This is a genomic window from Methylobacterium sp. CM6244 (genome assembly GCF_054817885.1).
The window spans coordinates 5,176,985-5,200,806 of sequence record NZ_CM139247.1; the positions used below are offsets into that span (position 1 = coordinate 5,176,985).

At 64.0% G+C, this 23,822-nt stretch carries 22 protein-coding genes, 1 tRNA gene and 1 pseudogene; 18 read left to right on the forward strand and 6 right to left on the reverse strand.

What is annotated here, in order from left to right; all coding sequences use genetic code 11:
* Positions 1–103: 103 nt before the first annotated feature.
* Complete coding sequence (locus tag ACYQML_RS24435; RefSeq protein WP_311276392.1) at positions 104–850, forward strand: arginyltransferase; 747 nt, start codon at positions 104–106, stop codon at positions 848–850.
* A 48-nt stretch (positions 851–898) separates the two neighbouring features.
* Here ACYQML_RS24435 and ACYQML_RS24440 read toward each other — a convergent pair whose 3' ends face one another.
* Positions 899–3,058, reverse strand: coding sequence for a TonB-dependent receptor (locus tag ACYQML_RS24440; protein ID WP_461234312.1), 2,160 nt, complete (start codon positions 3,056–3,058; stop codon positions 899–901).
* Positions 3,059–3,426: 368 nt separating this feature from the next.
* On the opposite strand from ACYQML_RS24440, the gene purB reads away from it, so the two are divergent.
* From purB to ACYQML_RS24465, 5 genes are all read left to right on the forward strand, one after another.
* A complete protein-coding gene (purB, locus tag ACYQML_RS24445; RefSeq protein WP_461234313.1) occupies positions 3,427–4,734 on the forward strand; it encodes an adenylosuccinate lyase in 1,308 nt (435 codons plus the stop codon).
* 102 nt (positions 4,735–4,836) lie between these two features.
* Positions 4,837–5,682 carry a D-amino-acid transaminase gene (locus tag ACYQML_RS24450; RefSeq protein ID WP_461234314.1) on the forward strand — a complete coding sequence of 282 codons (846 nt, stop codon included), beginning with the start codon at positions 4,837–4,839 and terminating at the stop codon, positions 5,680–5,682.
* A gap of 91 nt (positions 5,683–5,773) precedes the next feature.
* Positions 5,774–6,112, forward strand: a complete 339-nt coding sequence (locus ACYQML_RS24455; protein ID WP_461234315.1) for a hypothetical protein — start codon at positions 5,774–5,776, stop codon at positions 6,110–6,112.
* 137 nt (positions 6,113–6,249) lie between these two features.
* Positions 6,250–7,542 carry an adenylosuccinate synthase gene (locus ACYQML_RS24460; RefSeq protein WP_207411629.1) on the forward strand — a complete coding sequence of 431 codons (1,293 nt, stop codon included), beginning with the start codon at positions 6,250–6,252 and terminating at the stop codon, positions 7,540–7,542.
* Between the two features lie 182 nt (positions 7,543–7,724).
* Positions 7,725–9,293 carry a histidine kinase gene (locus tag ACYQML_RS24465; protein ID WP_461234316.1) on the forward strand — a complete coding sequence of 523 codons (1,569 nt, stop codon included), beginning with the start codon at positions 7,725–7,727 and terminating at the stop codon, positions 9,291–9,293.
* Between the two features lie 67 nt (positions 9,294–9,360).
* On the opposite strand, the gene rpoH is transcribed toward ACYQML_RS24465, so the two are convergent.
* Positions 9,361–10,251 carry an RNA polymerase sigma factor RpoH gene (gene rpoH / locus ACYQML_RS24470; RefSeq protein WP_056429316.1) on the reverse strand — a complete coding sequence of 297 codons (891 nt, stop codon included), beginning with the start codon at positions 10,249–10,251 and terminating at the stop codon, positions 9,361–9,363.
* Between the two features lie 297 nt (positions 10,252–10,548).
* Complete coding sequence (locus tag ACYQML_RS24475) at positions 10,549–11,550, reverse strand: RluA family pseudouridine synthase (protein WP_461234317.1); 1,002 nt, start codon at positions 11,548–11,550, stop codon at positions 10,549–10,551.
* A gap of 95 nt (positions 11,551–11,645) precedes the next feature.
* On the opposite strand from ACYQML_RS24475, the gene ACYQML_RS24480 reads away from it, so the two are divergent.
* The 4 genes and pseudogenes from ACYQML_RS24480 (at position 11,646) to ACYQML_RS24495 (ending at position 14,930) form a co-directional block, all read left to right on the forward strand.
* A tRNA-Glu gene (locus ACYQML_RS24480) sits at positions 11,646–11,721 on the forward strand.
* A 788-nt stretch (positions 11,722–12,509) separates the two neighbouring features.
* Positions 12,510–13,184, forward strand: coding sequence for a hypothetical protein (locus ACYQML_RS24485; protein ID WP_461234318.1), 675 nt, complete (start codon positions 12,510–12,512; stop codon positions 13,182–13,184).
* A 143-nt stretch (positions 13,185–13,327) separates the two neighbouring features.
* A pseudogene (locus tag ACYQML_RS24490) lies at positions 13,328–13,504 on the forward strand (IS630 family transposase); the annotation flags it as partial.
* Positions 13,505–13,976: 472 nt separating this feature from the next.
* Positions 13,977–14,930, forward strand: coding sequence for an IS110 family RNA-guided transposase (locus ACYQML_RS24495; RefSeq protein WP_461234319.1), 954 nt, complete (start codon positions 13,977–13,979; stop codon positions 14,928–14,930).
* On the opposite strand, the gene ACYQML_RS24500 is transcribed toward ACYQML_RS24495, so the two are convergent.
* Positions 14,908–15,198, reverse strand: coding sequence for a hypothetical protein (locus ACYQML_RS24500; protein ID WP_461234320.1), 291 nt, complete (start codon positions 15,196–15,198; stop codon positions 14,908–14,910). The genes ACYQML_RS24495 and ACYQML_RS24500 overlap by 23 nt on opposite strands.
* 240 nt (positions 15,199–15,438) lie before the next feature.
* Between ACYQML_RS24500 and ACYQML_RS24505 the strand changes: the two genes are divergently transcribed.
* Positions 15,439–15,600, forward strand: a complete 162-nt coding sequence (locus tag ACYQML_RS24505; RefSeq protein WP_200919205.1) for a hypothetical protein — start codon at positions 15,439–15,441, stop codon at positions 15,598–15,600.
* Positions 15,601–15,625: 25 nt separating this feature from the next.
* Here ACYQML_RS24505 and ACYQML_RS24510 read toward each other — a convergent pair whose 3' ends face one another.
* Positions 15,626–16,531: a metallophosphoesterase family protein gene (locus tag ACYQML_RS24510; protein ID WP_461234321.1), complete on the reverse strand. Its 906-nt coding sequence runs from the start codon at positions 16,529–16,531 to the stop codon at positions 15,626–15,628.
* 369 nt (positions 16,532–16,900) lie between these two features.
* Here ACYQML_RS24510 and ACYQML_RS24515 point away from each other — a divergent pair, with 369 nt between their 5' ends.
* From ACYQML_RS24515 to lpxK, 3 genes are read left to right on the forward strand one after another with little or no spacing between them, the layout of a single operon-like run.
* Positions 16,901–17,653: a lysophospholipid acyltransferase family protein gene (locus ACYQML_RS24515; RefSeq protein WP_461234322.1), complete on the forward strand. Its 753-nt coding sequence runs from the start codon at positions 16,901–16,903 to the stop codon at positions 17,651–17,653.
* Positions 17,650–18,954, forward strand: coding sequence for a 3-deoxy-D-manno-octulosonic acid transferase (locus ACYQML_RS24520; protein WP_311276406.1), 1,305 nt, complete (start codon positions 17,650–17,652; stop codon positions 18,952–18,954). The genes ACYQML_RS24515 and ACYQML_RS24520 overlap by 4 nt, the downstream gene beginning before the upstream one ends.
* Entirely contained in the window at positions 18,954–19,985 is a 1,032-nt protein-coding gene (gene lpxK, locus ACYQML_RS24525; protein WP_461234323.1) for a tetraacyldisaccharide 4'-kinase, read from the forward strand. The genes ACYQML_RS24520 and lpxK overlap by 1 nt, the downstream gene beginning before the upstream one ends.
* Here lpxK and ACYQML_RS24530 read toward each other — a convergent pair.
* Entirely contained in the window at positions 19,930–20,154 is a 225-nt protein-coding gene (locus ACYQML_RS24530; protein WP_056429621.1) for a DUF2093 domain-containing protein, read from the reverse strand. The two genes, lpxK and ACYQML_RS24530, sit on opposite strands and share 56 nt — an antisense overlap.
* Before the next feature lie 155 nt (positions 20,155–20,309).
* Here ACYQML_RS24530 and ACYQML_RS24535 point away from each other — a divergent pair, with 155 nt between their 5' ends.
* Genes ACYQML_RS24535 through deoA form a run of 4 tightly spaced genes read left to right on the forward strand, consistent with a single transcriptional unit; the run spans position 20,310 to position 23,602 of the window.
* Positions 20,310–20,747, forward strand: a complete 438-nt coding sequence (locus ACYQML_RS24535; protein WP_461234324.1) for a cytidine deaminase — start codon at positions 20,310–20,312, stop codon at positions 20,745–20,747.
* Positions 20,740–21,549 (forward strand): purine-nucleoside phosphorylase, encoded by an 810-nt coding sequence (locus tag ACYQML_RS24540; protein ID WP_461234325.1) that lies wholly within the window; start codon positions 20,740–20,742, stop codon positions 21,547–21,549. Before ACYQML_RS24535 ends, ACYQML_RS24540 begins: the two co-directional genes overlap by 8 nt.
* A gap of 8 nt (positions 21,550–21,557) precedes the next feature.
* Positions 21,558–22,304, forward strand: a complete 747-nt coding sequence (deoC, locus tag ACYQML_RS24545; protein WP_461234326.1) for a deoxyribose-phosphate aldolase — start codon at positions 21,558–21,560, stop codon at positions 22,302–22,304.
* A complete protein-coding gene (deoA, locus tag ACYQML_RS24550) occupies positions 22,301–23,602 on the forward strand; it encodes a thymidine phosphorylase (protein ID WP_461234327.1) in 1,302 nt (433 codons plus the stop codon). The genes deoC and deoA overlap by 4 nt, the downstream gene beginning before the upstream one ends.
* Positions 23,603–23,822 lie beyond the last annotated feature (220 nt).

Consider the following 23,822-nt stretch of genomic DNA (forward strand, 5'->3'; position numbering starts at 1 on the left):
AAATGAGATACCGCGACGTTCACCCACTTGAGACCTGGCACGGGGCGGGTACACTCATCGAGTGCGGGGAACGCTCCCGCCGGCCCCAAGGTCAGCTGCAAGCGTGACGAGCCATCCCCGAGACACCCCGCAATTCTATCTGACGGCACCTTCGCCCTGCCCTTATCTGCCGGGTCAGGAGGAACGGAAGGTGTTCACCCATCTCGTGGGGCGGCGCGCCCGTGACCTCAACGAGATCCTCACGCAGGGCGGCTTCCGACGCTCGCAGACCATAGCCTATCGCCCGGCATGCGAGACCTGTCGGGCATGTATCTCCGTGCGAGTTCTGGTGTCGGATTTCGTCGCTTCGGCGAGCCATCGCCGCATCCTCCAGCGGAACGCGGATCTCATCGGCAATCCTGAGCCCAATCGTCCTGCCTCGGAGCAATACGCTCTCTTTCGCCGTTATCTCGACGCGCGCCACGGTGATGGTGGCATGGTCGACATGACGGTGCTCGACTACGCTATGATGATCGAGGACAGCCACGTCGATACCCACCTCGTGGCCTATCGCCGACGCGGCCCGGACACCGCGATCAACGGGCGGGGTACGGGTCCGACCGTAGCTCTCTGCCTGACGGATGTGCTCTCCGATGGCCTGTCGATGGTCTATTCCTTCTACGATCCGGTGGAGGCCCAGCGTTCGCTCGGAACGTTTATGATCCTCGACCATATCCGCCGCGCCGCTTCCCTCGGCCTGCCCTATCTCTATCTTGGCTATTGGGTCGATGGCTCACGCAAGATGGATTACAAGGCCCGCTTCCGACCCCAGGAGCGCCTGATGGGGCCGGGCTGGCAGCGGGTGGATTAGTCCGCCGCCCCGATCGCTCACCGGAGCGGCGTCGACGCGAACCACGCGTCAGAATTTGGCGATCACCTGAGCGCGAATGATCCTCGGTGCGCCCGGGCTGATGTTGTTGTTGCCGTCCGCCGTGGCGATGTAGCCCCGGTCGAAAAGATTCTCGATGTTGATCTGCGCCCGCACCAGATCCGTGACCTGATAGAAGAGGCCGAGATCGAAGCGGGTGTAGCCTGGGAGTCTGACCGTGTTGTCGGCCGCCGCGAACGTGTGGGTCTGATGGATCGCGCCGATACCGAACGAGAAGAACGGCGTGACCGCGAACTTATTCCATAAGGTGACGGCGTTGAACGGCACCAGTCCGACATGGTTGCCCGGGACGATAAGTGCCGAGCTGAACCCGCTGACGATGCGCGCATCGGTGAAGGCATAGCCGCCCGCGACCTGCCACCAATCGGTGACGAAGCCGTTCGCGCCGATCTCGACACCCTTCGCGTTGGTCTGGCCGCTCAGCAGGAAGAAGCCAGGGCGGTTCGGATCGGCGAGCCGCTGGTTGAACCGGTCGAGGTCGTAGAGCGCGCCGGTGAGTTGGAGCGTCGACGAGAGGTCCCATTTCACGCCGACCTCGCGGTTCTCGAACCGCTCCGGCTCGGCGATGGCGAGCCCTTCGGACAGGGCGCTGAACTGGTCGCCGGCGGATGGCAGGTAGGAGATGCTGTAGTTGCCGTAGAAGGCGAGGCTGTCCACCGGCTTGAACACCAATCCGACCCTGGGCGACAGCAGATCATCGATGCGGGAATTGGTGACGTTGGTGCGCCGGTCCGTCGAGGAGAAATCGAAATGATCGTAGCGCAGGCCACCGATCACCTGGACATGGGGGCCGATCTCGATCTGATCCTGGACGTAGACCGCAGCCAGTCCGAGGTCGTAGCGGCTGTTGGAGGACGAAGCCAGGTTGCGGAAACTGACGGGGACTCGCGAAACCGGTGAGAGCGGATTGACGGTCAGCGTCTGCGTTCCGGTCGTCGCGAAGAAGCCTTCCTCCCGGTAGGTGATGCCTTCCTGCTTGCCGAGTTCGAAACCCGCGAGCAGCGTATGGGCCAGCGGCCCCGTGGCGAATTTGTACGTGAAATCGTTCTGGTTGAAGAAGTTTGTCCTCGGCGTGTCGTTGTTGAACGCGCTGAGATCGACGGTCGTCCCGGCGGCGTTCACCGCACCGCCGGCGCGGATGCTCGGATACACGACCTGATAGGCCTTGGCGTAATCGGCGTAGCGGAACTGGCTCCGCATCTCGACGCCCGAGGCGAAGCGGTGATCGAGAACCGCCGTCGCGATATGTGCATCCACGCGGGAGTAGCTGAGGTCGGGATTGCCGAAGAACGTTCTGATGTTGTCGCGATACCGATAGGGCCGCCCGAACTGGGACGGGATCCCGCGATCCGCCGTCCGATCGTCGTGGAAATACTCGTAGGACAGTTTCAGCGTGGTCTCGGGCCCGAGCAGGATCGTCGCCGTCGGATTGATGCCCCAGCGCCGCAGATCGACGTGGTCACGATAGGTGCTACTATCCTCGAACATTCCGTTGAGGCGGAAGAACACGCTGTCCGAGACCCGGTCGCCGACATCCACGGCCACCCTTTTATTGAAATACTGGCCACCCTGAAGGATGACTTCCCGAACCGGAGTTCCGGTGGCGTCCTTGAGCACGCGATTGACGACGCCCCCGCCGCCGCCGCGACCGAAGATCATTGCGTTCGGTCCCTTGAGCACTTCGATCCGCTCGACGTTGTAGAGATCGCGGTAGTACATCGCGTCGTCGCGCATGCCGTTGACGTAGAAATCGGCGCTGGATTGCTGCCCGCGGATCACGACCTCGTCCCGGTTGCCGGCACCCTGGTGCAGGAACACGCCGGGCACGTAGCGCAGGGCTTCGGTGACTCCCTGGAACCCCTGATCCTGGACTTGCTCGCGCGTAATGACCGTCACCGCCTGCGGGGTGTCGATCAGCTGGGTGTCCGTCTTCGTCGCGCTCCGGCTGCGGTTGGCGCGGTAGCCTGTAGTATGTCCCCCTGTTCCCTCGACATTGAGCTGGTCTAACGTGACTTCAGCATGATGACCGGAATCGGGAATATCTGCCTGTGCTTTGGCTGCCCGCACGTCCGACATGAAAGGTACGGCTGTTAGAACCGTGATCAGACGTAGGCGGACAAAGGGGTGCATCGGTGCGCCTCAGTTATATTTGCAATATTCTGCATAAATAGCGATATATTCCGCTCATCGTGCAGATGCTATTTGTCTAATAGACACGCTAAATTGATCGGCAACCGGTTGCGGCCAGTTTGACAGCGACCTAGATTTTGGAATCTTTTGATAATTATTCTAGAATATTGCCCAAGTTTCAGGACATGCGATGGAAATCCCGTCATTAGTGCATCAGCTCGGCTATTCGGACGCCTCTGGTTTCGCCACTGCGATGCATAAATGTATCACTCCATACAGAGTGCTTCTGTGACGTCGCGTTGAGCGCAGCCTCCGCTCATGCTAGGCGCCAGCCTCATCGCTCCAACCCGTCCTGCCCGAGGCGTCGCATGATCCCCCGCTATAGCCGCCCCGAAATGACGGCGATCTGGTCACCCGAAAGCCGCTTCCGCATCTGGTTCGAGATCGAGGCTCACGCCACCACGGCGCTGGCCGAGATCGGCGTCGTGCCCAAGGAAGCTGCTGCGACGATCTGGGAAAAGGGCCGCGACGCGGTCTTCGACGTCGCCCGCATCGACGCCATCGAGGCGGTCACCAAGCATGACGTCATCGCCTTCCTGACGCATCTGGCCGAGATTGTGGGCCCCGATGCGCGGTTCGTGCACCAGGGCATGACCTCATCGGACGTCCTCGACACCTGTTTCAACGTGCAGCTCGTCCGGGCCGCCGACATCCTGATCAAAGATGTTGATGCGCTTCTCGCCGCGATCAAGCGCCGGGCATTCGAGCACAAGCTGACCCCGACCATCGGTCGCTCGCACGGCATCCATGCCGAGCCGGTGACCTTCGGCCTGAAGCTCGCCCAGGCCTATGCCGAGTTCGAGCGCACCCGCGCCCGTCTCGTCGCCGCCCGCGAGGAAGTCGCCACCTGCGCGATCTCTGGCGCCGTCGGCACCTTCGCCAACATCGACCCGCGCGTGGAGGAGTATGTCGCCAAGGCGATGGGCCTCACCCCCGAGCCGGTCTCCACGCAGGTCATCCCCCGCGACCGCCACGCCATGTTCTTCGCCACCCTGGGCGTCGTCGCGAGTTCGGTGGAGCGTCTCTCCATCGAGGTACGCCACCTGCAGCGCACGGAAGTTCTGGAAGCGGAAGAGTTCTTCTCCGAGGGCCAGAAGGGCTCGTCGGCCATGCCGCACAAGCGCAATCCCGTCCTCACCGAGAATCTGACGGGTCTCGCCCGCATGGTGCGCTCGTTCGCCCTCCCCGCCATGGAGAACGTGGCGCTCTGGCACGAGCGCGACATCTCGCATTCCTCGGTGGAGCGCATGATCGGCCCCGACGCGACGGTAACTCTCGATTTCGCTCTGGCGCGACTGACCGGCGTGATCGACAAGCTGCTGATCTATCCCGAGCAGATGCAGCGAAATCTCGACAAGCTCGGCGGCCTCGTCCACTCGCAGCGGGTGCTGCTGGCCCTGACGCAGGCGGGCGTATCCCGCGAGGACGCGTATCGCCTGGTTCAGCGTAACGCCATGCCGGTCTGGCGCGGCGAAGGCGACTTCCTCACCCTGCTGAAGGCCGATGCGGACGTCACCGCGTCGCTGAGCCCGGAGCAGATCGAGGAGTGCTTCGACCTCGGCTACCATTTCAAGCACGTGGACACGATTTTTTCGCGCGTTTTCGGTACGGCCTGATCGTCAATCGTACCCGACGCGGCGATCCGCGGAGCACATTTCGTGCTTCGTGGATCGCGTAGCGGCGTAGCCGCCGTTTCTGCCCGGAGAAAAGGAAGTTCGATGTCGCGCATCGTCTACGTCAACGGCGAGTTCGTGCCTTTCGAGGCGGCGACCGTGTCGATCATGGACCGAGGCTTCCTGTTCGCGGACGGCATTTATGAAGTGTCGGCCGTCCTCGGCGGCCGTCTCGTGGACAACGCGGCGCATCTGGCCCGGCTCGACCGGTCGCTGGGCGAGATCGGCATTCGCAATCCCTACCCGACCGAAGAGTGGATCCGGCTCGAGACCGAACTGGTGCGCCGCAACGGCGTCGACGAGGGTCTCGTTTACATGCAGGTGACACGGGGCGCCTACGAGCGGGATTTCGCCTTCCCGCCGGCCGAGACCGAACCCACCGTGGTGATGTTCACGCAGGCCAAGACCGTGGCCAGGAACCCGCTGGCGGAGCGGGGCGCCAAGGTCATTACCGTCCCCGACATCCGCTGGAAGCGGCGCGACATCAAGTCCGTGGCGCTCCTCGCCCAGGTTCTGGCCAAGCAGGACGCGGCCAAGGCCGGCGTCGCGGAGGCCTGGATGGTGGAGGACGGTTTCGTCACCGAGGGCTCCTCGTCGACCGCCTTCATCATCACCGGCGGAAAGGTGGTCACCCGCCCGCTCTCCACCGCCCTGCTGCCCGGCATCACGCGCCTCGCCGTCATGCGCCTTGCCGAGGAAGCAGGCCTGACGATCGAGGAGCGGCTGTTTTCCGTGGAGGAGGCGTTCGCGGCGCAGGAGGCCTTCTACACGAGCGCTTCCGCCTTCGTGATGCCCGTCATCGACATCGACGGGCACGAACTGGGCGACGGCAAGCCGGGCGCGCTGACGAAGCGGCTGCGCGCACTTTATCTGGAGATGGCCGGGACATAAGGGCGGGCCGGTCTCATCCGTCATCCGGCGCCGCCATAGGAACTGCATCGCCGCCGGAGCGGTTTGTCTCCCGACTTTCTGGGGGACATCGATGCCGAGACTGTTTCGTCACTCCGCACTGCTTGCTTTTGCCCTGACGGCGTCGGGCGCCTATGCCCAGTCGCCCGATGCACCGCTGAAAGGGCGCGACACCTCCCCGAACATCCCGCCCTCCACGGAGACGGTGCCGGAGAAGGTTCGTCCGTCCGAGGAAGGGACCGGCGGCTCGACCTTGAGCGACAAGCTCGAGAAGAACGACGGCGTCATCACGCCGCCCGGTAATTCCGCCCCGGGCCTGGTGGTTAAGCCTCCCGAGTCCGAGAACAGCGGCATGCCGGTGATCAAGCCGGGCCAGTTGCCGGGCCGCGAACCGGGGACGGAAGCGCGCTAGGAATTGGGCGCGCCCCAAGCCTTCGGGCGCGGTTTGCTTGATTTCCGGCCTGGGATCGCGGAAAGACCCCGGAGATGCGTGTCGGCCCGCCTTCGCGGCGGGGCGTTTCCACGCGGGCACCGGACAGGTTGAAGTGAATGGCGAACGTCGTCGTCGTGGGCGCCCAATGGGGCGACGAAGGCAAGGGTAAGATCGTCGACTGGCTCTCGGAGCAGGCCGACGTCGTGGTTCGCTTTCAGGGCGGCCACAATGCCGGGCATACGCTGGTCATCGACGGTGTGACCTACAAGCTGGCGCTTCTCCCCTCCGGCGTTGTCCGGGGCGGAAAGCTCTCGGTGATCGGCAATGGCGTCGTGGTCGATCCGTGGCACCTCGTGGACGAGATCGCCCGGCTTCAGGCGCAGGGCGTCGAGATCTCGCCCGAGAGCCTCCGCATCGCCGACAACGCGACGCTGATCCTTCCGCTTCACCGGGAACTCGACCATTTCCGCGAGACGTCAAATGCCGGTCTCAAGATCGGCACGACGAAGCGCGGTATCGGCCCAGCCTACGAGGACAAGGTCGGCCGTCGGGCCATCCGCGTGGTCGACTTGGCCGACGAAAGCACGCTGGAATCGAAGATCGAGCGGGTTCTCACCCACCACAATGCCCTCCGCCGCGGCCTTGGGATCGACGAGGTCGATGCCGGCGCACTCCTCGCCGAACTGAAGGCGATCGCGCCGACGATCCTCCCCTACGCCACCACCGTGTGGAAGCTCCTCGACGACGAGCGCCGGGCGGGCAAGCGCATCCTGTTCGAGGGCGCGCAGGGTGCCCTCCTCGACGTCGATCACGGCACCTACCCGTTCGTCACCTCCTCGAACATCGTCGCCGCCCAGGCCGCCACCGGTTCGGGCATGGGACCTTCGGCGATCGGCTACGTGCTGGGTATCGCCAAGGCCTATACGACGCGCGTGGGCGAAGGCCCGTTCCCGACCGAGCTGTTCGATGAAATCGGCGAAACGATCGGGGCCAAGGGCCGCGAATTTGGCGTCAATACGGGGCGCAAACGTCGGTGCGGCTGGTTCGACGCCGTTCTGGTGCGCCAGACCGTCCGAACCTCAGGCATCGACGGCATCGCCTTGACCAAGCTCGACATCCTCGACGGGTTCGAGGAGATCAAGGTCTGCACCGGGTACCGCCTCGATGGCCAGGTTCTTGACCATTTGCCCGCCAATCAAGCGGCACAGGCTAAGGTCGAGCCGATCTACGAGATCATCGAAGGCTGGTCCGGCACCACCGCGGGTGCGCGCTCATGGGCCGATCTTCCCGCCCAGGCAATCAAGTATGTACGGCGGATCGAAGAACTGATCGGGGCACCCGTGGCGTTGCTCTCGACGTCGCCGGAGCGCAACGACACCATCCTGATGCACAATCCCTTCGAGGATTGAGCGTCCGGCTGAGGCTTCAGCACTTGGGGTAGCGACAAGGCGACCGGTGGCAATTTCCCGAGTGATCAAGCGCTGTAGGGCTGGTGGGTGCCTCGTTCGAGGGACAGGCATCGCGGATCATGCAGTCGCGCCCCGCCGGGCGCGCATATCTGGACGGTGAGAACAGGGCGGACCGAGGTTCGATGGCCGATTATTACCCTTTGCTGGCACGAGCGCTTCAAGCGATGCCGGATCGGTCTCCCGCCCTGCGTAAGGCGGTCTATGACCGGGCGCGCGGCGCTCTGATCGGACAGCTCCGGTCGCTCGAACCACCGCTATCCGAAGCCGACATCGACCTCGAGAGCAAAGCCCTCGAAACCGCCATCGAACGGGTCGAGAACGAATTTGGCGAGCCGCCGGCCGCCGCGGCCAACGATGTCGTGCCGCCGATCTTCGTTGCCCCCGAGGAGCGCGACACTCTGCCGGAAGCGGCGGCTCCGGATCGATTACCGGAACCGACCAAGCGCGACTTCGCCGAACCGACCCTGCCGCCCGCACCTGAGCCAAACTTGGGCATTCGGCCCTCGCGGCCGGATCGCTCGCGTGTTGCAAACGCAGACGCGTCGCCACCCAAGTCTCTTCCCCCGGCAGCGGAACAGGTGCCTGTCTCAGACGGCCCTGCTACGGTCTTGCCGATCAAGCCGCGGAAGGCGAAATCTGCCGACAGGGTCGCCGACCGGAAGGCTGCGCGAGACGCTGCGAAGATACCCTCGGGCGCTGAGACGCCATCTGGTCAATCCACGGAGTCGGAATCACCCATAGAACCATCGATCGACGCGCCGCCCGCCGAGCGTGACGCGGCGGGCATACCTGTCGATTCCTCGAATGCGCGGCATCGTCCACGGATCGACGTCGTCGCCCCGCGTAAGGGCCGCCCTCGCCTTCTCCGGAATGTCTTCGTGGGAAGCGTTCTCCTGGTCGTCGTCGGGCTCATCGCGGTAGCGGCCTTCATGCTTCGCGACAAACCTTCGGACCTGCAGCCTGGAATCACGGAGACACAAGAGGAGGGTTCCGATCCGGCGGCATCGAAATATGCAGATCGGATCGGCGGTGACGCTCCCGCCCTCCCGGAGCGACGCGACCAGACCTCTCGTCAGGCTCCCGCCCGCCCGACGACGGCAACGCCGGATGCCGGCAAGGCACCGACCCAGCCCGATGTGGCGGTCGCACAGCGGGCCGTTCTTTTCGAAGAGAATACAGCGGGCGGAAATGCACAGCCGATCACCTTCCAGGGCATGGTGGTCTGGCGTCTCGAGGCGATGAATGGCGAACAGGGCCAGCCACTGGAGACCGTGATCCGGGGGCGTGTGACCTTTGCCGATGCTGGCCTGTCGCTGGTGATGACGATCCGACGGAACCTCGATCCCACCTTTCCTGCGTCCCACACCATCGAACTTGCCTTCACCACCACCAGCCCCGCCGGGGATACGCATGCGGTGCAGGATGTCGGCCTTCTGAGTGCGAAGGATGAAGAAGGGGGCCGGGGATCGCCTGTCTCGGGCCTGCCGGTACGCGTCAAGGAGAACCTGTTCCTGATCGGCCTGTCCTCGCTTCAGGCCGATGTAGACCGGAACACCGACCTGTTGGAGCATCGCAACTGGTTCGACCTACCAATGAAGTTCGTCTCGGGCCCTCGTGGCGTCCTGACTTTCGAGAAGGGCACTTCGGGCAATCAGGTCATCCGCTCGGCCTTCGAGCAATGGCGTCGATAGGCGAAAAAAAGGCCGGTTCCGCATCAGCGAAACCGGCCTTCTCTCTCAGTGCCTCTCGGAGGAAGCTTCAGGCGTGAGCTGCCGCCCGCGGAGACTCGCGGGTAGCGAGGTTGCGTTTCACCGCCTCCTGGATCTTCTCGAAGGCTCGGACCTCGATCTGTCGGACGCGCTCGCGCGAGACTCCAAACTCGCCTGACAGGTCTTCGAGAGTGATCGGGTCGTCTGCCAGTCGGCGCGCCTCGAAGATGCGACGCTCACGCGGGTTCAGGACCGACAGCGCATCGCGCAAGGCGGTCAGCCGGTTCTGGCCCTCTTCCTCGCGGGCGAGCACGGTTTCCTGACTCGGGCTGTTGTCCACCAGCCAATCCTGCCACTCGCCCTCACCTTCCTCGCGGAGGGGAGCGTTGAGGGAGGTATCGCCGGACAGACGGCGATTCATGTCGATCACGTCCTGCTCGGGCACGCCGAGCTTGACCGCGATCTGAGCCACCTGGTCGGGTTTCAGATCCCCTTCATCCAGGGCTGAGATCTTGCCCTTGGCCTTACGGAGGTTGAAGAACAGCTTCTTCTGGTTTGCGGTGGTGCCCATCTTCACCAGCGACCAAGAGCGTAGAATGTACTCTTGGATCGCAGCCTTGATCCACCACATAGCATAGGTGGCGAGTCGGAAGCCCTTGTCCGGCTCGAACCGCTTGACCGCTTGCATGAGGCCGACATTCCCTTCGGACACGACTTCGCCGATGGGAAGGCCATAACCACGGTAACCCATGGCGATCTTGGCCACGAGCCGGAGATGCGATGTCACGAGCCGGTGCGCCGCATCGCGGTCGCCCTTTTCACGCCAGCTCTTGGCAAGCGTGAACTCCTCGTTCGGCTCAAGCATCGGAAACTTGCGGATCTCATCGAGGTAGCGCGAAAGTCCACCTTCGGTGGCGAGCACGGGTAGTGCGCCTGCCATAGTCATCTCTCCCTACAAGGTCCCCCATCCGGGCAGACCAGAAACGAACCGCCACTCTATGAGCCGACCGTCCCACTCCCCGAGCCTACCCGGAAAGAAAACGGTGCGGTAGCGGTCCGTGACTCGAACGTGGCTAACAACGCGCCAGTGAGCCGATGGCTCGAAGGTGACACGAAAGGCCGCGGGCCGGGGTGCGCCCGCACACCTGTTTGCCGGCCATCCTTGACAGGCGCAACTCCGCAACAGTGACGGGAATCGACGATTCCGTTCGAGTACCTGGGGTCGCTGCTCGGCTCCTCAAGGCTTCGATGGTCCCCGCAAGGCAGCGATGAGGGCAGCCATATCCGGCGGGATCGGGCTTTCGAACCGCAGCACCTCGCCGGTGCGTGGGTGCTCGAAACCCAATATGGCAGCGTGAAGCGCCTGCCGACCCAAAGCTTCGAGCTTGGCCCGCGCCGCTTCGCCGAGTCGGCCGGCCTTGGTCTTGAAGGCGTTGCCATAGACCGTATCGCCGAGAAGCGGATGGCCGCGATGACTGAGATGGACGCGGATCTGATGCGTCCGTCCGGTCTCGAGCCGGCAACGGACGAGGGCGACTTCGGCGCCAGCGTTTAGGATCTCCTCGACGACGTAATGGGTGATGGCTGTACGGCCCTCCCCCGGGCGCATGACGGCGATCTTCTCGCGATTGCGATGGCTGCGCGCGAGCTCGACGTCGATCGTGCCCAGCCGGGGCTCCGGCGCTCCCCAGGTCAGGGCGAGATACGCACGCTCCAGCGGTCCGTTACGGCCATGGTCGGCAAACTGCGCCGTGAGCCCCTTATGGGCCAGATCGTTCTTGGCGACGACGAGGAGACCGCTCGTGTCCTTGTCGAGCCGGTGCACGATACCAGGCCTCCGTACACCGCCGATCCCCGACAGGCTCTCGCCGCAATGAGCGATGAGGCCATTCACAAGGGTTCCAGCATCGTGACCGGGCGCCGGGTGAACCACCAGCCCCGCCGGCTTGTCGATGACGATCAGGTCGTCGTCCTCGTGAACGATGACGAGATCGAGGGCTTCCGCCATTGGCGTCGCATCTACCGGCGCAGGAATCGTCACGTCGAGGACGGCACCTCCGCTGACCTTCAGGGAGAGGTCCAGAACGACGATTCCATCCTTGCTCACCTGACCGGTACGGATCAGTTCCTGCAACCGCGAACGCGACACGTCCGGCAGCGCGCGGGCGAGCGCCCTGTCGATGCGCTCCGCCTGTGCGTCCACGTCGAGGACGACACGGCGGTCCTGCGGTTCTTGCACGATATGATCTCTTTCGATGCCGATGAAATTTAAGCGCTCGGGAGGCCTTGCTCCCCCGCTCGACCGTCGCTATACGATCGCCAGCCGCCCGGAAAGCTCCCATCGTCTAGCGGTCTAGGACGTCGCCCTCTCACGGCGAAAACAGGGGTTCGATTCCCCTTGGGAGCGCCAGCGGGTTCAAGCACTTAGCTTGATGAGCGTGACTCAGCGCTCAGTTTATGTTCCACGACCGAGGTTGTTTCAGATGGGACAACGTAGAAATCACTGGTCAATTGCTCTGGCGCACGTGAGGAACCAGCGCCTTTTTGTGCATTAGTCCCTCGTAAAACGCCCCACCGTCGTAGAATGCCCCACAGCAGCCCCCCAGGGCCGTATACAGCCTCGGGAAGCTCGCCGTTGAAGGCACCTTCGCCCGTCTTACCCCCCCGCGCCCCACCCTGCGTTCGAAGTCCGAATCTGGCTCAACACCTAAGACCCAGCGGACGCCGGTTACCAGCTGGGCCGAGTTAGAGCGGCAGCACACGGGGGCAATGTCTGCCCGCAACACTACCTCACATGGGCGGCAGAACCGGCTTGGAAAAAGTGAGCACTTGGCATTTCGATTCTTCATTTCACGGATTGTTGTATTTGAATTAATAGCGCGACCGTACCAGACACCCGAACGCTTAACATCCCGCTATAGCTTTGTTAACTGCGAAAATAAGCCGAATCCAGTGCTTCAAACTTCCCACATTAACTCTAAGTCTGCCTCGGGTCAAGCACGTATTTATGACATAGTTTTTGTTGATTTGATTTCGGGGTATCGCTAGATGCCAGCCTGAATCGACCATGCTGTGGAATTCTAGATGCGTATTGTTACATTTGGCTCGTGCCTGAGCTGATTCGCTGTAAATGAGTTTAAACGCATGTATGGCGGAACGCTTATTTCGAGCGTATACCACAACCGGTCCGATGCGTTTATGGGTAGATTCATTGATAAAGACTGGACTGACTATCCTTATAATGAATTCGTATCAATATTCAGACTCGCCAGTATTGAGGGTGTCTCGATCGAGAAGAATCCTGCCGTTATTCTGCGAAACCAATATTTGCCCTGGATTGGATCGCACGCCCTAAACACATATGTATCCTTCATAGATGCGGTTAAGTCTGGTCCAGATCTAATCGTCGTTGATAACCACGTCGATTTAGGCGCTCGTCTGCTTGCCCGAAAAGGAGATGATAAGGCCGGCATATTCTTGGTGCAGGGCGGAACTCCAAAAAATTCGGATTGGGAGTTAAGAGAACGGCTGGAAATAAGTAAAAGCATACAATCCATGAGGCGCCTTTTATCTTGGATGCATGACAGCGCTCCGAAGGCAACTATCATATTCATAAACTTTCCTTATGTAACTTATGTAGCCGCTCCGGAAAGGATAAAGCGCACTAAGAGTTTTGAGGCGGGTTTTTCAAGCGAACATGCTGTCGTGGTATCATGCCTAGATGTTCCAATGCACGAACGCAGCCCTGAACCGCAACATTTTCTTTCTCCGATGTACGCGCGGTACGCCGCTATAATTATGCAGGAAATAGTAAGTCATAGCAAAGTAAATACAGGCAATGTATATAAAGACGTAAAAATAATAGTCGATTGAGAGGCTTCAAAACGTGCGATCTCATTCTATCGTGTTGACTGCAGCAATGAATTGCTTGAATTAGCAGACGATACTGATTATACAAACCTTACAAATAATGCTTTATATTATGTAGGCATCGCGTTGACGAAGGCTCAAACGGCGAAGAAGGCGTCGAGGGGCTGCTGCACGACAGGACCCAGCCGCCCGGCAAGGAGCCGCTGCCCTCCAGCACTGTAGCGCAGGTGTTGGCCCTGACCTGCTCCGAGCCGCCTGGCGAGGTCACCCATTGGACTGGGCGTGCGGTGGCCGAGACGACCAGCATCGCACTGCGCTCCGTGTGTGGCTGCCGTAGTTGTCGAGCACGACATGGATCACTTTGCCTGCGGGGACCGCAACCTCGACGGCGCCCCGGCAAACGGATGAACTCACCGTGGCGATTGCGCTGCACTCAGCGGCCGAGCACGGTGCCTTCCAGGACGTCGAGTGAGGCAAACAACGTCATGGTACCGTCCCGGGTGTAGTCATGCGTCTGAGCGGTAGGACGGCTCGGACCAATGGGCCGGGTTCGCTCCGGAGCCTGGATGTGGCTCTCCTCATCCTCGTTTTAGGCGTTTTTGCTAATCTGCTGGCGTCGCGTGAGCGATGCCCGGTCCTGGATGGCCATCCAGGACCGGGCGGCCGTCCGTCGGATCGACCTCATCGGATCCCGTTCGGGGATGAGGCTCAGCAGGATCGCGGACGGCCCCCTTCATCAGATCCGGATGGTTGCCTGAACAGCCAAGGTTCGTAGACGAGGCAGGATCGACGAAGATGACAGACGATGCCACGATCATTGCCGGGATAGACACCGGCAAAGCCAAGCTCGACGTCGCCCTTCGCCCCGGCGGCGAGACCGTGCAGGTCGACACTACGCGCGCTGGCCATCGCGATCTCCTGGCCTTCCTGACGCAACACCGGGTCTCAACGGTCGGGATCGAGGCGTCGGGCGGCTACGAGCGGACGGTCTTGGCCGCTCTGTGTGCGGCGGGCTTGCATGTGGTCCTGCTCCAGCCCCGGCAGGTCCGGGCGTTCGCCCAGTACAAGCGGCGACGCGCCAAGAACGACCGGCTCGATGCCGGCCTGATCGCCGAGTGTGTCGCAGGTCTCACAGCCTGTCGGGCGGGGTTCGACCCCCATCTCGACCTGTTGGGCGAAGCCCTGCGCCGGATCGAGCAGATCGAAGCCGACATCGTGCGGGCCAAGACGCGACGGGAGAGCTTCCACGACGTGCGGCTCCGCAAGGCGCAGACCCGCGAGATCGAGCGGCTGCAGCGCCTCCTCAAGGCCGAGACGAAGCGGCTCGTGGCCGAGGTCGATGCCGCGCCCGCACTGGCCGCTCGACTATCCTTGATCGAGAGCGGCCAGGGCATCGGCCGGCGCACCGCCCTGACCCTGCTGATCGACATGCCGGAGCTGGGGCAGCTCTCACGCCAGCAAGCCGCCTGCTTGGCAGGCCTCGCGCCGTTCGATCACGACTCGGGCACGCACAAGGGCCTACGCCGCATCGGTGGTGGACGCGCCAGCGTGCGGCGTGCCCTCTACGTGGCAGCCCTGCCGGCCAGCTTCCGCTGGAACGTGGCGCTGTGCGAACTCTACCAGCGTCTGGTCGCCGCCGGGAAGCCGCACAAAAAGGCGCTGACCGCCTGCGCCCGGAAGCTGCTCACCTATGCCAACGCCCTCCTCCAGCGCGGGACACCGTGGACTACGACAGAGCCACTTCTATAATGGTTGCTGAGCCTGTCGAAGGATCGTCGATGGACATCACGACGGCGTGGGCGGGCGAGTCGACGTAGAGCCCGACGACATCGCGTAGTTTGGCGGCGAAGGCCGAGTCGGTGGAAAGCTTGAAGGTACGCCCCCGATGCCGCTGCAGTCGGTGTTCCTGCCAGATCCGCTGCACCGACGAGATGCTGATAGCGGCGACCTTGCTTATGGCGGCGGCCGTTAAATGCGTGGTCCCGCCGAGCGGATCTCCTTGCTTCAGAGCCACCACGCGCGCCGCCACCTCCTGCCCCGGCGAAGGGATGCGCGCCGACCGCGTGTTGTCCCGAAATCGATTATAAATTGGTATTTTGCCGAAGGCGTTAGCAGGACTCTTGGCGCGTAGGTACGGCGCAATAATAAAAGTAGGTCAAATTGGCATCTGCCACACTTGCGGCGGATGAACGCCCGATTAACACTACCTACTCCGAAAGAATGAATCGACCGATTCCTCGAGGCCGGGAGACAGTCCATGTCCCAGACGATTCACGTCAAACCGACCCATGACGGCACCTATACGGTCTATCGGGGTCCGACGGCCCTCGTGAGCGGCCTCACGCGGCTTCAGGCAGAGCTGTATCAGGCCAGCATCTCCCGCCAGGCCCAGCGCCCCCTGGTGGGATTGACGGCCTGATCCGGGATGGCCGGCGTGTGAACGGTCATCTTCGCGTCAGCTGCAACACCCGGAGGTCGGCAATCGCCCCGGCTTCCGTCAACCCGCGTTCCTTGGCTTCGATCACGTAGCGGTCGTCGGCCTTTCTGACCGTATAGACATGATAGCTCGCGCGGCGGTGCAAGGTGCCGCCGTGCGACACCGCCGAGGCCGAAGGCGCTCCGACCACCGGGACGGCGGCACCACCGGGGCCTTCGACGAAGGCGATGCTCCCCACATGGTTGTGCCCGTGCAGGATCAGGTCCGCGCCGGCACGCGCGATCATCGCCGTAAACGCATCCGCGTCCTTCAATTCGCGCCCGGGCGACGCCCCCCCTGGCTGCGGCGGATGATGGATCATCGCCACGCGAAACGGTGGTTCGGGCTCGGCGCCCAGCCGTTTCAGAATGGTCTCGACAGCCTCGATCTGCGACGGGCCGAGGCGCCCACTGGCGACGAAGGGCTTGGTGGGAATCGCGGACGAGACCCCGATCAGGGCAAGCGGTCCACGGCGCCGGAGATAGGGGAAGATGCCGTCGGTGCCATCGTCACCGGAGGTCCAGGCGCGGCACGCCTTCAACAGCCCTTCGAGTGAGCCGCGCACATAGGCGTCGTGATTGCCCGGAACGAAGCTCACATCGTCCGGAGCGCCGAGTGCTTCGAGGAAGACCCTAGCCGTCGACCACTCACTCGGCAGACCGATGTTACACAGGTCGCCGGTGCAGGCGATGTGGTCGTGAGGCTGCGTCCGCAAGTCGGCCACCAGCGCCGCGAGGATCTCCATGTCGTGGTGTCGGCTGCGCCCGCGGCGCCAATTCACATAGCCGGTGGCGCGCTTGCCCAGAAGCTGGCGCAAGCGAGGACGTGCGATAGGGCCGACATGCGGATCGGTGAGATGGGCGAGGCGAAACATCGGTCTCCGTTTCGGATGAGGAGCTCGCCTTCGCCACTGACGGCTGCCGCGTCAAGCCTCGCAAATCGTCGCTCGCGCGTTCGAATCCAGGATCGCGACGGCGTAAGCTCACACATCATAGAGGACCGCGTCGGCGCTCCGATACGGTGCTTCCTCCCTTGCATGATGGCCGTTCCGCCGGACGGATGAGGTCGGGCCCGCCCTGGCGAGGTTGCGCCGGCAATTCGAACGGCGCTAGACCACCCCGGACCGGCCATGCTCCCCAGCGAGCGCCGTTCGGCGGATGCGCAGACGACGCAACCTGCCGCACGTGCGCCCTGAGGGCCGACCGGACGAAGGGCCGAACGTCCGGCCCGCGGAACCGAGTGTATGAGCCTTCTCAAACGCGTCGGCCGGTCGCCACCGGTTCAAAAAAGCCTCGGCTTCGTCGCCTTCCACTACCTGCGCTTGGTACGCGCGACGAACCGCTTCACGGTCGAGCCGGCCGAGCCGCACCGCTGGCTCGACGGGAAATCACCATTCATCGCCGGTATGTGGCACGGCCAGCATACGATGATCTCGTTCATGCGCCGTCCGCAGGACAGGATCGCGACGATCATCTCGCGGTCGGCGGATGGCAACATCAACACCATCGCCCTCACCCGGATGGGTGTCCGCGTCATTCGGGCCTCCGGGGCGCGCGGACGCACCGTGCGCGATGCGAAGGCGAAAGGCGGCGCGGAAGGCCTGCGCGCCATGATCCGTGCCCTGAAGGATGGCGAGAGCGTCGCCTTCAGCGCCGACGTGCCGAAGGTGTCGCGCCGCTGCGATCTCGGCATCCTGACACTGGCGCGGTTCTCCGGTCGGCCGGTCATTCCCGTCGCGGTCGTCACGAGCCGGCATCTGCGCTTCAACAGCTGGGACAAGGCCTGTTTCGGGCTGCCCTTCGGCAGGGGTGCCATGGTCTTCGGTGAACCGGTCCTCGTCCCGCGCGACGTCGATCCGGAGGAATTGGAGCGCTTGCGTCAGCGCCTGGAGAACGAGATGAACCGGGTTCACGACCGGGCCTACACCCTCGTCGGCCGCCCGGACCGGGTCGTCGATCCGGTGGCCGGGTCCCTGGCCCTCGGGCCGTTTTCGTGAAGGCTCCCCCGCTCACCATCGCTCTACGGGCTTATCGCTTCGGCCTCTATGTCGGTGAACCGGCGGTGGCGGGCCTTCTGGCCTGGCGCTCCCGCCAGGGCAAGGAGGATCCCGGGCGCCTGCCTGAGCGTCGCGGCCTTGCCGGACGAGCCCGCCCGAGCGGTTCCCTGGTCTGGATGCACGGAGCGAGCGTGGGCGAGGCCCTCTCGCTCGTCGGATTGGTCGACGGCATGATCGCCCGGGGCTTCAGCGTCCTCGTCACGACGGGGACACGCAGCGCCGCCGAACTGATCGGGCGGCGCCTGCCCGCGGGCGCGGTCCATCAGTACATGCCCCTCGACGCGCCGCGCTGGATCGAACGGTTCCTCGATCACTGGCAGCCGGACCTGGCGCTGGTGGCGGAATCGGAGATCTGGCCGAACACCGTCATCGCCCTGCACCGGCGCGGCATCCCGCTGCTCCTCGTCAACGGCCGCATGTCGGAGCGGTCGTTCAAGGGCTGGGTTCGCTCGCCGCGCACCGCCGAAGCCCTGCTCTCGCGCATCGCCATCTGCCTCGCGCAGACCAGGGACGATGCCGAGCGTTTCGAAAGGCTCGGCGCACCGCGCGTGAGCATCGCCGGCAACCTGAAATACGATTCGGCCGTGCCCCCTGCAGACGATCAGCAGCTCGCCTATCTGCGCGACGTCATCGGCGACCGTCCGGTCTGGGTCGCGGCCAGCACGCATCCTGGCGAGGATGCCACGATCGCCGAAGCTCACGCCGCCTTGCAGGAGAGAGTGCCGAATCTTCTTACCGTGGTGGTGCCGCGTCACCCCCAGCGCGGCGAGGACGTGGCGGCGTGCGCCTCCGCCCTCGGGCTTAGAAGCACGCTTCGCTCCCGCGGCGGTCGCCCCCACGGCAACGTCGACGTCTATGTCGCCGATACGCTCGGGGAATTGGGTCTGTTTTATCGCCTCGCGCCGCTGGTCTTCCTTGGAGGTTCCATGACGCAACGCGGCGGCCAGAATCCGATCGAACCGACCCGTCTCGATGCGGCGATCCTGCATGGGCCGAACGTGCAGAACTTCGCACAGGTCTACCACGCCCTGGACGAGGCCGGCGGGGCCCTGATGGTGGCGGATGCCGGGGAGCTGGCAGCGGCTGTCGGCGCACTCCTCCTCGACCCCCGACGGTCCCGCGCCATGGCCGATGCCGGAAACGCCGCCTTGCGTCCGTTCGAAGGGGCGGTGGAGCGCACCCTTGCGATCCTCGATCCATTCATCGCCCAGATGAAACTCTCCGCCCTGATCGCCTCCTAATGCGAGCCCCGGTTTTCTGGGACTTGCCCGGCCATCCCCTCGGCCGTTTGCTGGCGCCGCTCGGGGAAATCTACGGATCGCGCGTCGCCGCCCGCATGGACCGCGCCGGCAACAAGGCGGCCTGCCCCGTCATCTGCGTCGGCAACTTCACCCTCGGTGGCGCGGGCAAGACCCCGACCGCTGTCGCCCTGGCAGCGATGCTGCGGAAGATCGGCCTGGAGCCCGCCTTCCTTACCCGCGGCTACGGCGGACGTCTGACCGGGCCGATCGCCGTCGATCCCTCTCGGCATGGATCGGCGGATGTCGGCGACGAGCCGCTCCTGCTAGCCCACAGCGCTTTAACGATCCTGGCCCGCGACCGGCCTGCCGGGGTGGAACTCTGCCGCGCGCTCGGTGCCGGCGTGGTGGTGATGGATGACGGGCTCCAGAATCCGAGCCTCGCCAAGGACCTTTCCCTTGCCGTGGTCGACGCCGTCAGCGGAATCGGCAACGGCCTCGCTTTTCCGGCAGGTCCTCTCCGCGCACCGCTCTCGCGCCAATGGCATCACCTCCACGGCCTCGTCGTTATCGGCGATGGTGGCCGGGGCGAGGACCTCGCGACGGAGGCGGCGTCGCGAGGCTTGCCGGTCCATCGGGCCAAGCTGGTCCCGACAGTGCCGGCTGCGGTTGCGGGAAAGCCCGTGCTCGCCTTCGCCGGGATCGGGCGGCCGCGGAAATTCTTCGATACGCTGACGGAGGCCGGAGCGACCCTAGTCGAGACCCGGTCCTTCCCGGATCACCACCCCTATCGCGCCGCGGATGTCGCCGGCCTCGCGGCTTGGGCCCAGGCTTTGGGCGCGATGCTGGTAACGACGGAGAAGGACATGGTGCGCCTGCCCGCGGATTTCGCCGCGGGGGTGACGGCGCTCGGTGTGACCCTTCGGTTCGTCGACGAGAGCCTACTGCTTGCGCAGGTGAGCCGCGTCGTCGAGACGTTCAGCCCGCCGAACGACCGAGTTCGGCCAGACGCTTCATTACCGCTTCGGGCGTGATGTAGGCCTCCTGGAGCTCGGCACTCCAGTAACGAAGATTGTCGAGGGCGATCGGCTCGCCGGTGACCGCGCAGCGCACGAAGCTTCCGGGCTTGACGACGCGCATGGTGCCGTCGCCGTACTCCACCGTCGCCTCGCCGGAGGCCTTGCGTTCGAACCGACCCAGCATGTCTCGCCCGCTTCTCAACTGCGACCATCGAAGGAGCGTTCTAGGATCGCGCCGACGCCGTGTCGATGGCGCTTGATGACGGTCCGATGGCGCTCGACAGGCCGGTCGCGTTCCTGTTCTAACAGCCGTCGAATCCTCCTACCGGACCCCATGCGATGGCGGACACGATCGACGCGGATCTCGCTGCTCTGTTCGATGCCGCCGGCGCGGCGAAAGCCCGCGCTTACGCGCCTTATTCGAGCTTTCCCGTCGGCGCCGCCCTGAGGGACGAGCACGGCCGCCTGCATGCCGGATGCAACGTGGAGAACGCGGCCTATCCCGTCGGCACCTGCGCCGAGGCGGGCGCCATCGCCGCGATGATCGCGGCCGGCGGACGCGCCATCGCCACCATCCTCATCACAGGCAACGGCCCAATTCTGGTGACGCCATGCGGCGCCTGCCGCCAGCGCATCAGGGAGTTCGCGGAGCCCGGAACGCCGATCCACATCGCCGGCCCGGAGGGTATCCGACACAGCTTCACCCTGGAGGCACTACTCCCTCAGTCTTTCGGACCGGACAATCTGCACCGTACCAAGCCGTGCGCCGATGTCTGACACAGCCATCTCCCTCGCCGCCGACACGGTGCGTCGCCACGGTTTCGGCGGGCCCTACGATGCCGCCATCGTCACCGGCACGGGCCTCGGGCTGGTCGCCGGCAAGCTCGAAGACAGCATCTCCCTTGCCTATTCGGGGATTCCAGGCTTTCCCTCCCCTGGCGTGACCGGTCACGGCGGCACCCTCCATGCTGGGCGCCTCTCCGGGCGACGGGTGCTGGTTTTCGAAGGACGGAGCCACGCCTACGAAACCGGCAACGCCGCCGTCATGAAGGTGCCTCTGGGGGTTGCAAAGGCGCTTGGCGTCCCGCTCCTACTCCTCACCAATGCGGCTGGATCGTTGATGGCGCAGGCGGGCCCGGGCAGCCTTGTGGCTGTCGCAGACCACATCAATTTGTCGGGCCTCAATCCGCTGATCGGCGAGACGGGTGATGGTCGTTTCGTCCCCCTTGTCAGCGCCTATGATTCGGCTGCGCGCGAAACCCTCCACGAAGCGGCAAGGGAATGCGGGATTCCCTTGCATCACGGAGTCTATGCATGGTTCTCGGGGCCAAGCTTCGAGACTCCGGCCGAGATCCGTATGGCGGGGCGCCTCGGCGCCGATCTGGTGGGCATGTCGACAGTTCCGGAGGTGATCCTCGCCCGCTTCTTCGGCCTGCGGGTCGCGGCCATCTCGGTGGTTACGAACCTTGCCGCCGGGATCGGAGACGGCGATCCGCACCACGACGAGACCAAGCGCGCGGCCGCCGCTGCCGCGTTCGACCTCGCCCGTCTCATCGATGCGTTCGTCGCACGGCTGTAGGAAAGAGCATGAGCGACGATCCCCATCATTCCGAAACCGCCGTTGCGCGACGCGCGCTGCCCCTTCTCGATCTCACCGATCTCGGCGATTCTTGTTCGGATCAGGCCATAGCGACGCTTTGCGGCAAGGCCCGGGCAAGCCGTGTTGCCGCAGTCTGCGTCTGGCCCCAGCATATCGGGCGCTGCGTCGAGTTGCTGGCCGGGACTCCGGTGCGTATCGCCACGGTGATCAACTTCCCAGCCGGAGGCACGGATATCGAGCGCGCGGTGGAGGATACTGCCGAAGCGCTGCATGACGGCGCGCATGAGATCGATCTCGTCCTACCCTATCGGGCGTACCTTGCCGGTGACACGAGGACTACGGCAGGGATGATTGAGGCCGTGCGGGAGATTGCAGGGCGCGCCATTCTCAAGGTGATCCTCGAATCCGGAGCGATGCCGGGGATCGGCCAAGTCACCGAGGCAAGCCGCCTCGCCATCGCCGCGGGGGCGGATTTCCTCAAGACCTCAACGGGCAAGAGCGTCATCTCCGCAACGCCGGAGGCCGCGGAGGCGATGCTCGCCGCTATCCGGGACAGTGATCGCCCTGTCGGATTTAAGGTCTCGGGCGGATTGCGAACCGTGGCCGATGCCGCCCTGTATCTCGCCATCGCCAACCGGATCATGGGGCCGGGCTGGGTCGAGCCGCAGACTTTCCGCATCGGGGCGAGCAGCCTGCATGACGCGTTGACTGCGAGCCTTGGAGGCCGCGCTTGATGCTGCCGCAGGAGCTGATCCGGGCCAAGCGGGATGGACGCATTCTCGCAGATGCCGAGATCGCCAACTTCATCTCCGGTCTCGCCGATGGGCGGGTGACCGAGGGGCAGGCCGCTGCCTTCGCCATGGCTGTGTTTTTCCGTGGCCTGTCACTGGCCGAGCGCGTGGCCCTAACGCGGGCGATGACCCATTCGGGTTCAGTGCTGAATTGGGATTTGCCCGGCCCGGTGCTCGACAAGCACTCCACCGGCGGCGTCGGCGATACGGTCAGCCTCGCTCTGGCACCCATGGTGGCTGCCTGCGGTGGTTACGTACCGATGATCTCCGGCCGCGGCCTGGGCCATACCGGCGGCACCCTCGATAAGCTCGCGAGCATTCCCGGCTACGACGCGACACCCGGCCTCGATCGTTTCCGCAGCGTCACCCGCTCCGTCGGTTGCGCCATCATCGGACAGACGGCCGACCTAGCTCCAGCGGACCGGCGGCTCTACGCCATCCGCGACGTCACCGGCACGGTGGAATCTCTCGACTTAATTACGGCATCGATCCTGTCGAAGAAGCTCGCGGCCGGGCTCGACGGTCTCGTGATGGATGTGAAGACGGGCTCCGGAGCGTTCATGGCGGAGACGAAGGAGGCACAGGTTCTCGCGGAAAGCATCGTTACCGTCGCCAAGGGCGCTGGGCTGAAAACCGTCGCGCTTATCACTAACATGGACGCTCCCCTGGCCTCCTCCGCCGGCAACGCCCTCGAAGTCTCCTATGCGGTGGATTACCTCGCCTGTCGCTCCTGTGAACCAGCCTTCCATGCCGTAACCGTGGCGCTCTGTGCCGAGATGCTGATGCTGGGTGGCCTTGCCAAGGATTTCGACGACGCATCCCGCAGGGTCGAGCAGGCGCGCGACTCCGGACGGGCGCTCGAAATCTTCGGACGGATGCTGGCTGAGTTGGGGGGGCCTGCGGATTTCATCGAAAAAACCGACCAATATTGCTCCGTCGCACCGGTGATCCGCCGGGTGAAGATGACCACGACCGGTACAGTCGCTCGGGTAGAGACTCGCAAACTCGGGCTTGCCGTCATTTCACTCGGCGGCGGCCGTACCCGGCCACAAGACGATATCGACCCGGCAGTCGGCTTCTCGTCACTCGCCCGCCCAGGAGATACAGCCGATCTCCTCGGCATCATTCATGCGCGGACAGAACCCCAGGCCGATGCCGCTGAAGTAGCCCTCCGTGCTGCCTACCGGATCGCCCCCTATGCCCCTCAACCGCCTCCGGACATTGCCCAACGGATCGCTTGAGGAGCACGACAGCTGGCGCTGAAAGAGGAACGGCCCGCGCCGTTTTAGTTCAAAAACTGGCCGGCCTCGCCAGAGAACGCGAGTGTCGTGAATGGCACCGATGCCCATGCCGAAGGCGAGATTCTTTAAGCCCTGGAAAGGGATGGATTGGTCCTATAGGAAACCAAGAAGAAGCCCCAGCGGACGAGCCCGCTGGGGCTTTTTTTACTAGAAGCGATAG

What these genes read in the sequence shown, in the direction of transcription:
- ACYQML_RS24440 (WP_461234312.1), bottom strand. Translation starts at nt 3,058, where the DNA reads ATGCACCCCTTTGTCCGCCTACGTCTGATCACGGTTCTAACAGCCGTA.
- purB (WP_461234313.1), top strand. Translation starts at nt 3,427, where the DNA reads ATGATCCCCCGCTATAGCCGCCCCGAAATGACGGCGATCTGGTCACCC.
- ACYQML_RS24450 (WP_461234314.1), top strand. Translation starts at nt 4,837, where the DNA reads ATGTCGCGCATCGTCTACGTCAACGGCGAGTTCGTGCCTTTCGAGGCG.
- ACYQML_RS24455 (WP_461234315.1), top strand. Translation starts at nt 5,774, where the DNA reads ATGCCGAGACTGTTTCGTCACTCCGCACTGCTTGCTTTTGCCCTGACG.
- ACYQML_RS24460 (WP_207411629.1), top strand. Translation starts at nt 6,250, where the DNA reads ATGGCGAACGTCGTCGTCGTGGGCGCCCAATGGGGCGACGAAGGCAAG.
- ACYQML_RS24465 (WP_461234316.1), top strand. Translation starts at nt 7,725, where the DNA reads ATGGCCGATTATTACCCTTTGCTGGCACGAGCGCTTCAAGCGATGCCG.
- rpoH (WP_056429316.1), bottom strand. Translation starts at nt 10,251, where the DNA reads ATGGCAGGCGCACTACCCGTGCTCGCCACCGAAGGTGGACTTTCGCGC.
- ACYQML_RS24485 (WP_461234318.1), top strand. Translation starts at nt 12,510, where the DNA reads ATGGGTAGATTCATTGATAAAGACTGGACTGACTATCCTTATAATGAA.
- ACYQML_RS24495 (WP_461234319.1), top strand. Translation starts at nt 13,977, where the DNA reads ATGACAGACGATGCCACGATCATTGCCGGGATAGACACCGGCAAAGCC.
- ACYQML_RS24505 (WP_200919205.1), top strand. Translation starts at nt 15,439, where the DNA reads ATGTCCCAGACGATTCACGTCAAACCGACCCATGACGGCACCTATACG.
- ACYQML_RS24510 (WP_461234321.1), bottom strand. Translation starts at nt 16,531, where the DNA reads ATGTTTCGCCTCGCCCATCTCACCGATCCGCATGTCGGCCCTATCGCA.
- ACYQML_RS24515 (WP_461234322.1), top strand. Translation starts at nt 16,901, where the DNA reads ATGAGCCTTCTCAAACGCGTCGGCCGGTCGCCACCGGTTCAAAAAAGC.
- lpxK (WP_461234323.1), top strand. Translation starts at nt 18,954, where the DNA reads ATGCGAGCCCCGGTTTTCTGGGACTTGCCCGGCCATCCCCTCGGCCGT.
- ACYQML_RS24530 (WP_056429621.1), bottom strand. Translation starts at nt 20,154, where the DNA reads ATGCTGGGTCGGTTCGAACGCAAGGCCTCCGGCGAGGCGACGGTGGAG.
- ACYQML_RS24535 (WP_461234324.1), top strand. Translation starts at nt 20,310, where the DNA reads ATGGCGGACACGATCGACGCGGATCTCGCTGCTCTGTTCGATGCCGCC.
- ACYQML_RS24540 (WP_461234325.1), top strand. Translation starts at nt 20,740, where the DNA reads ATGTCTGACACAGCCATCTCCCTCGCCGCCGACACGGTGCGTCGCCAC.
- deoC (WP_461234326.1), top strand. Translation starts at nt 21,558, where the DNA reads ATGAGCGACGATCCCCATCATTCCGAAACCGCCGTTGCGCGACGCGCG.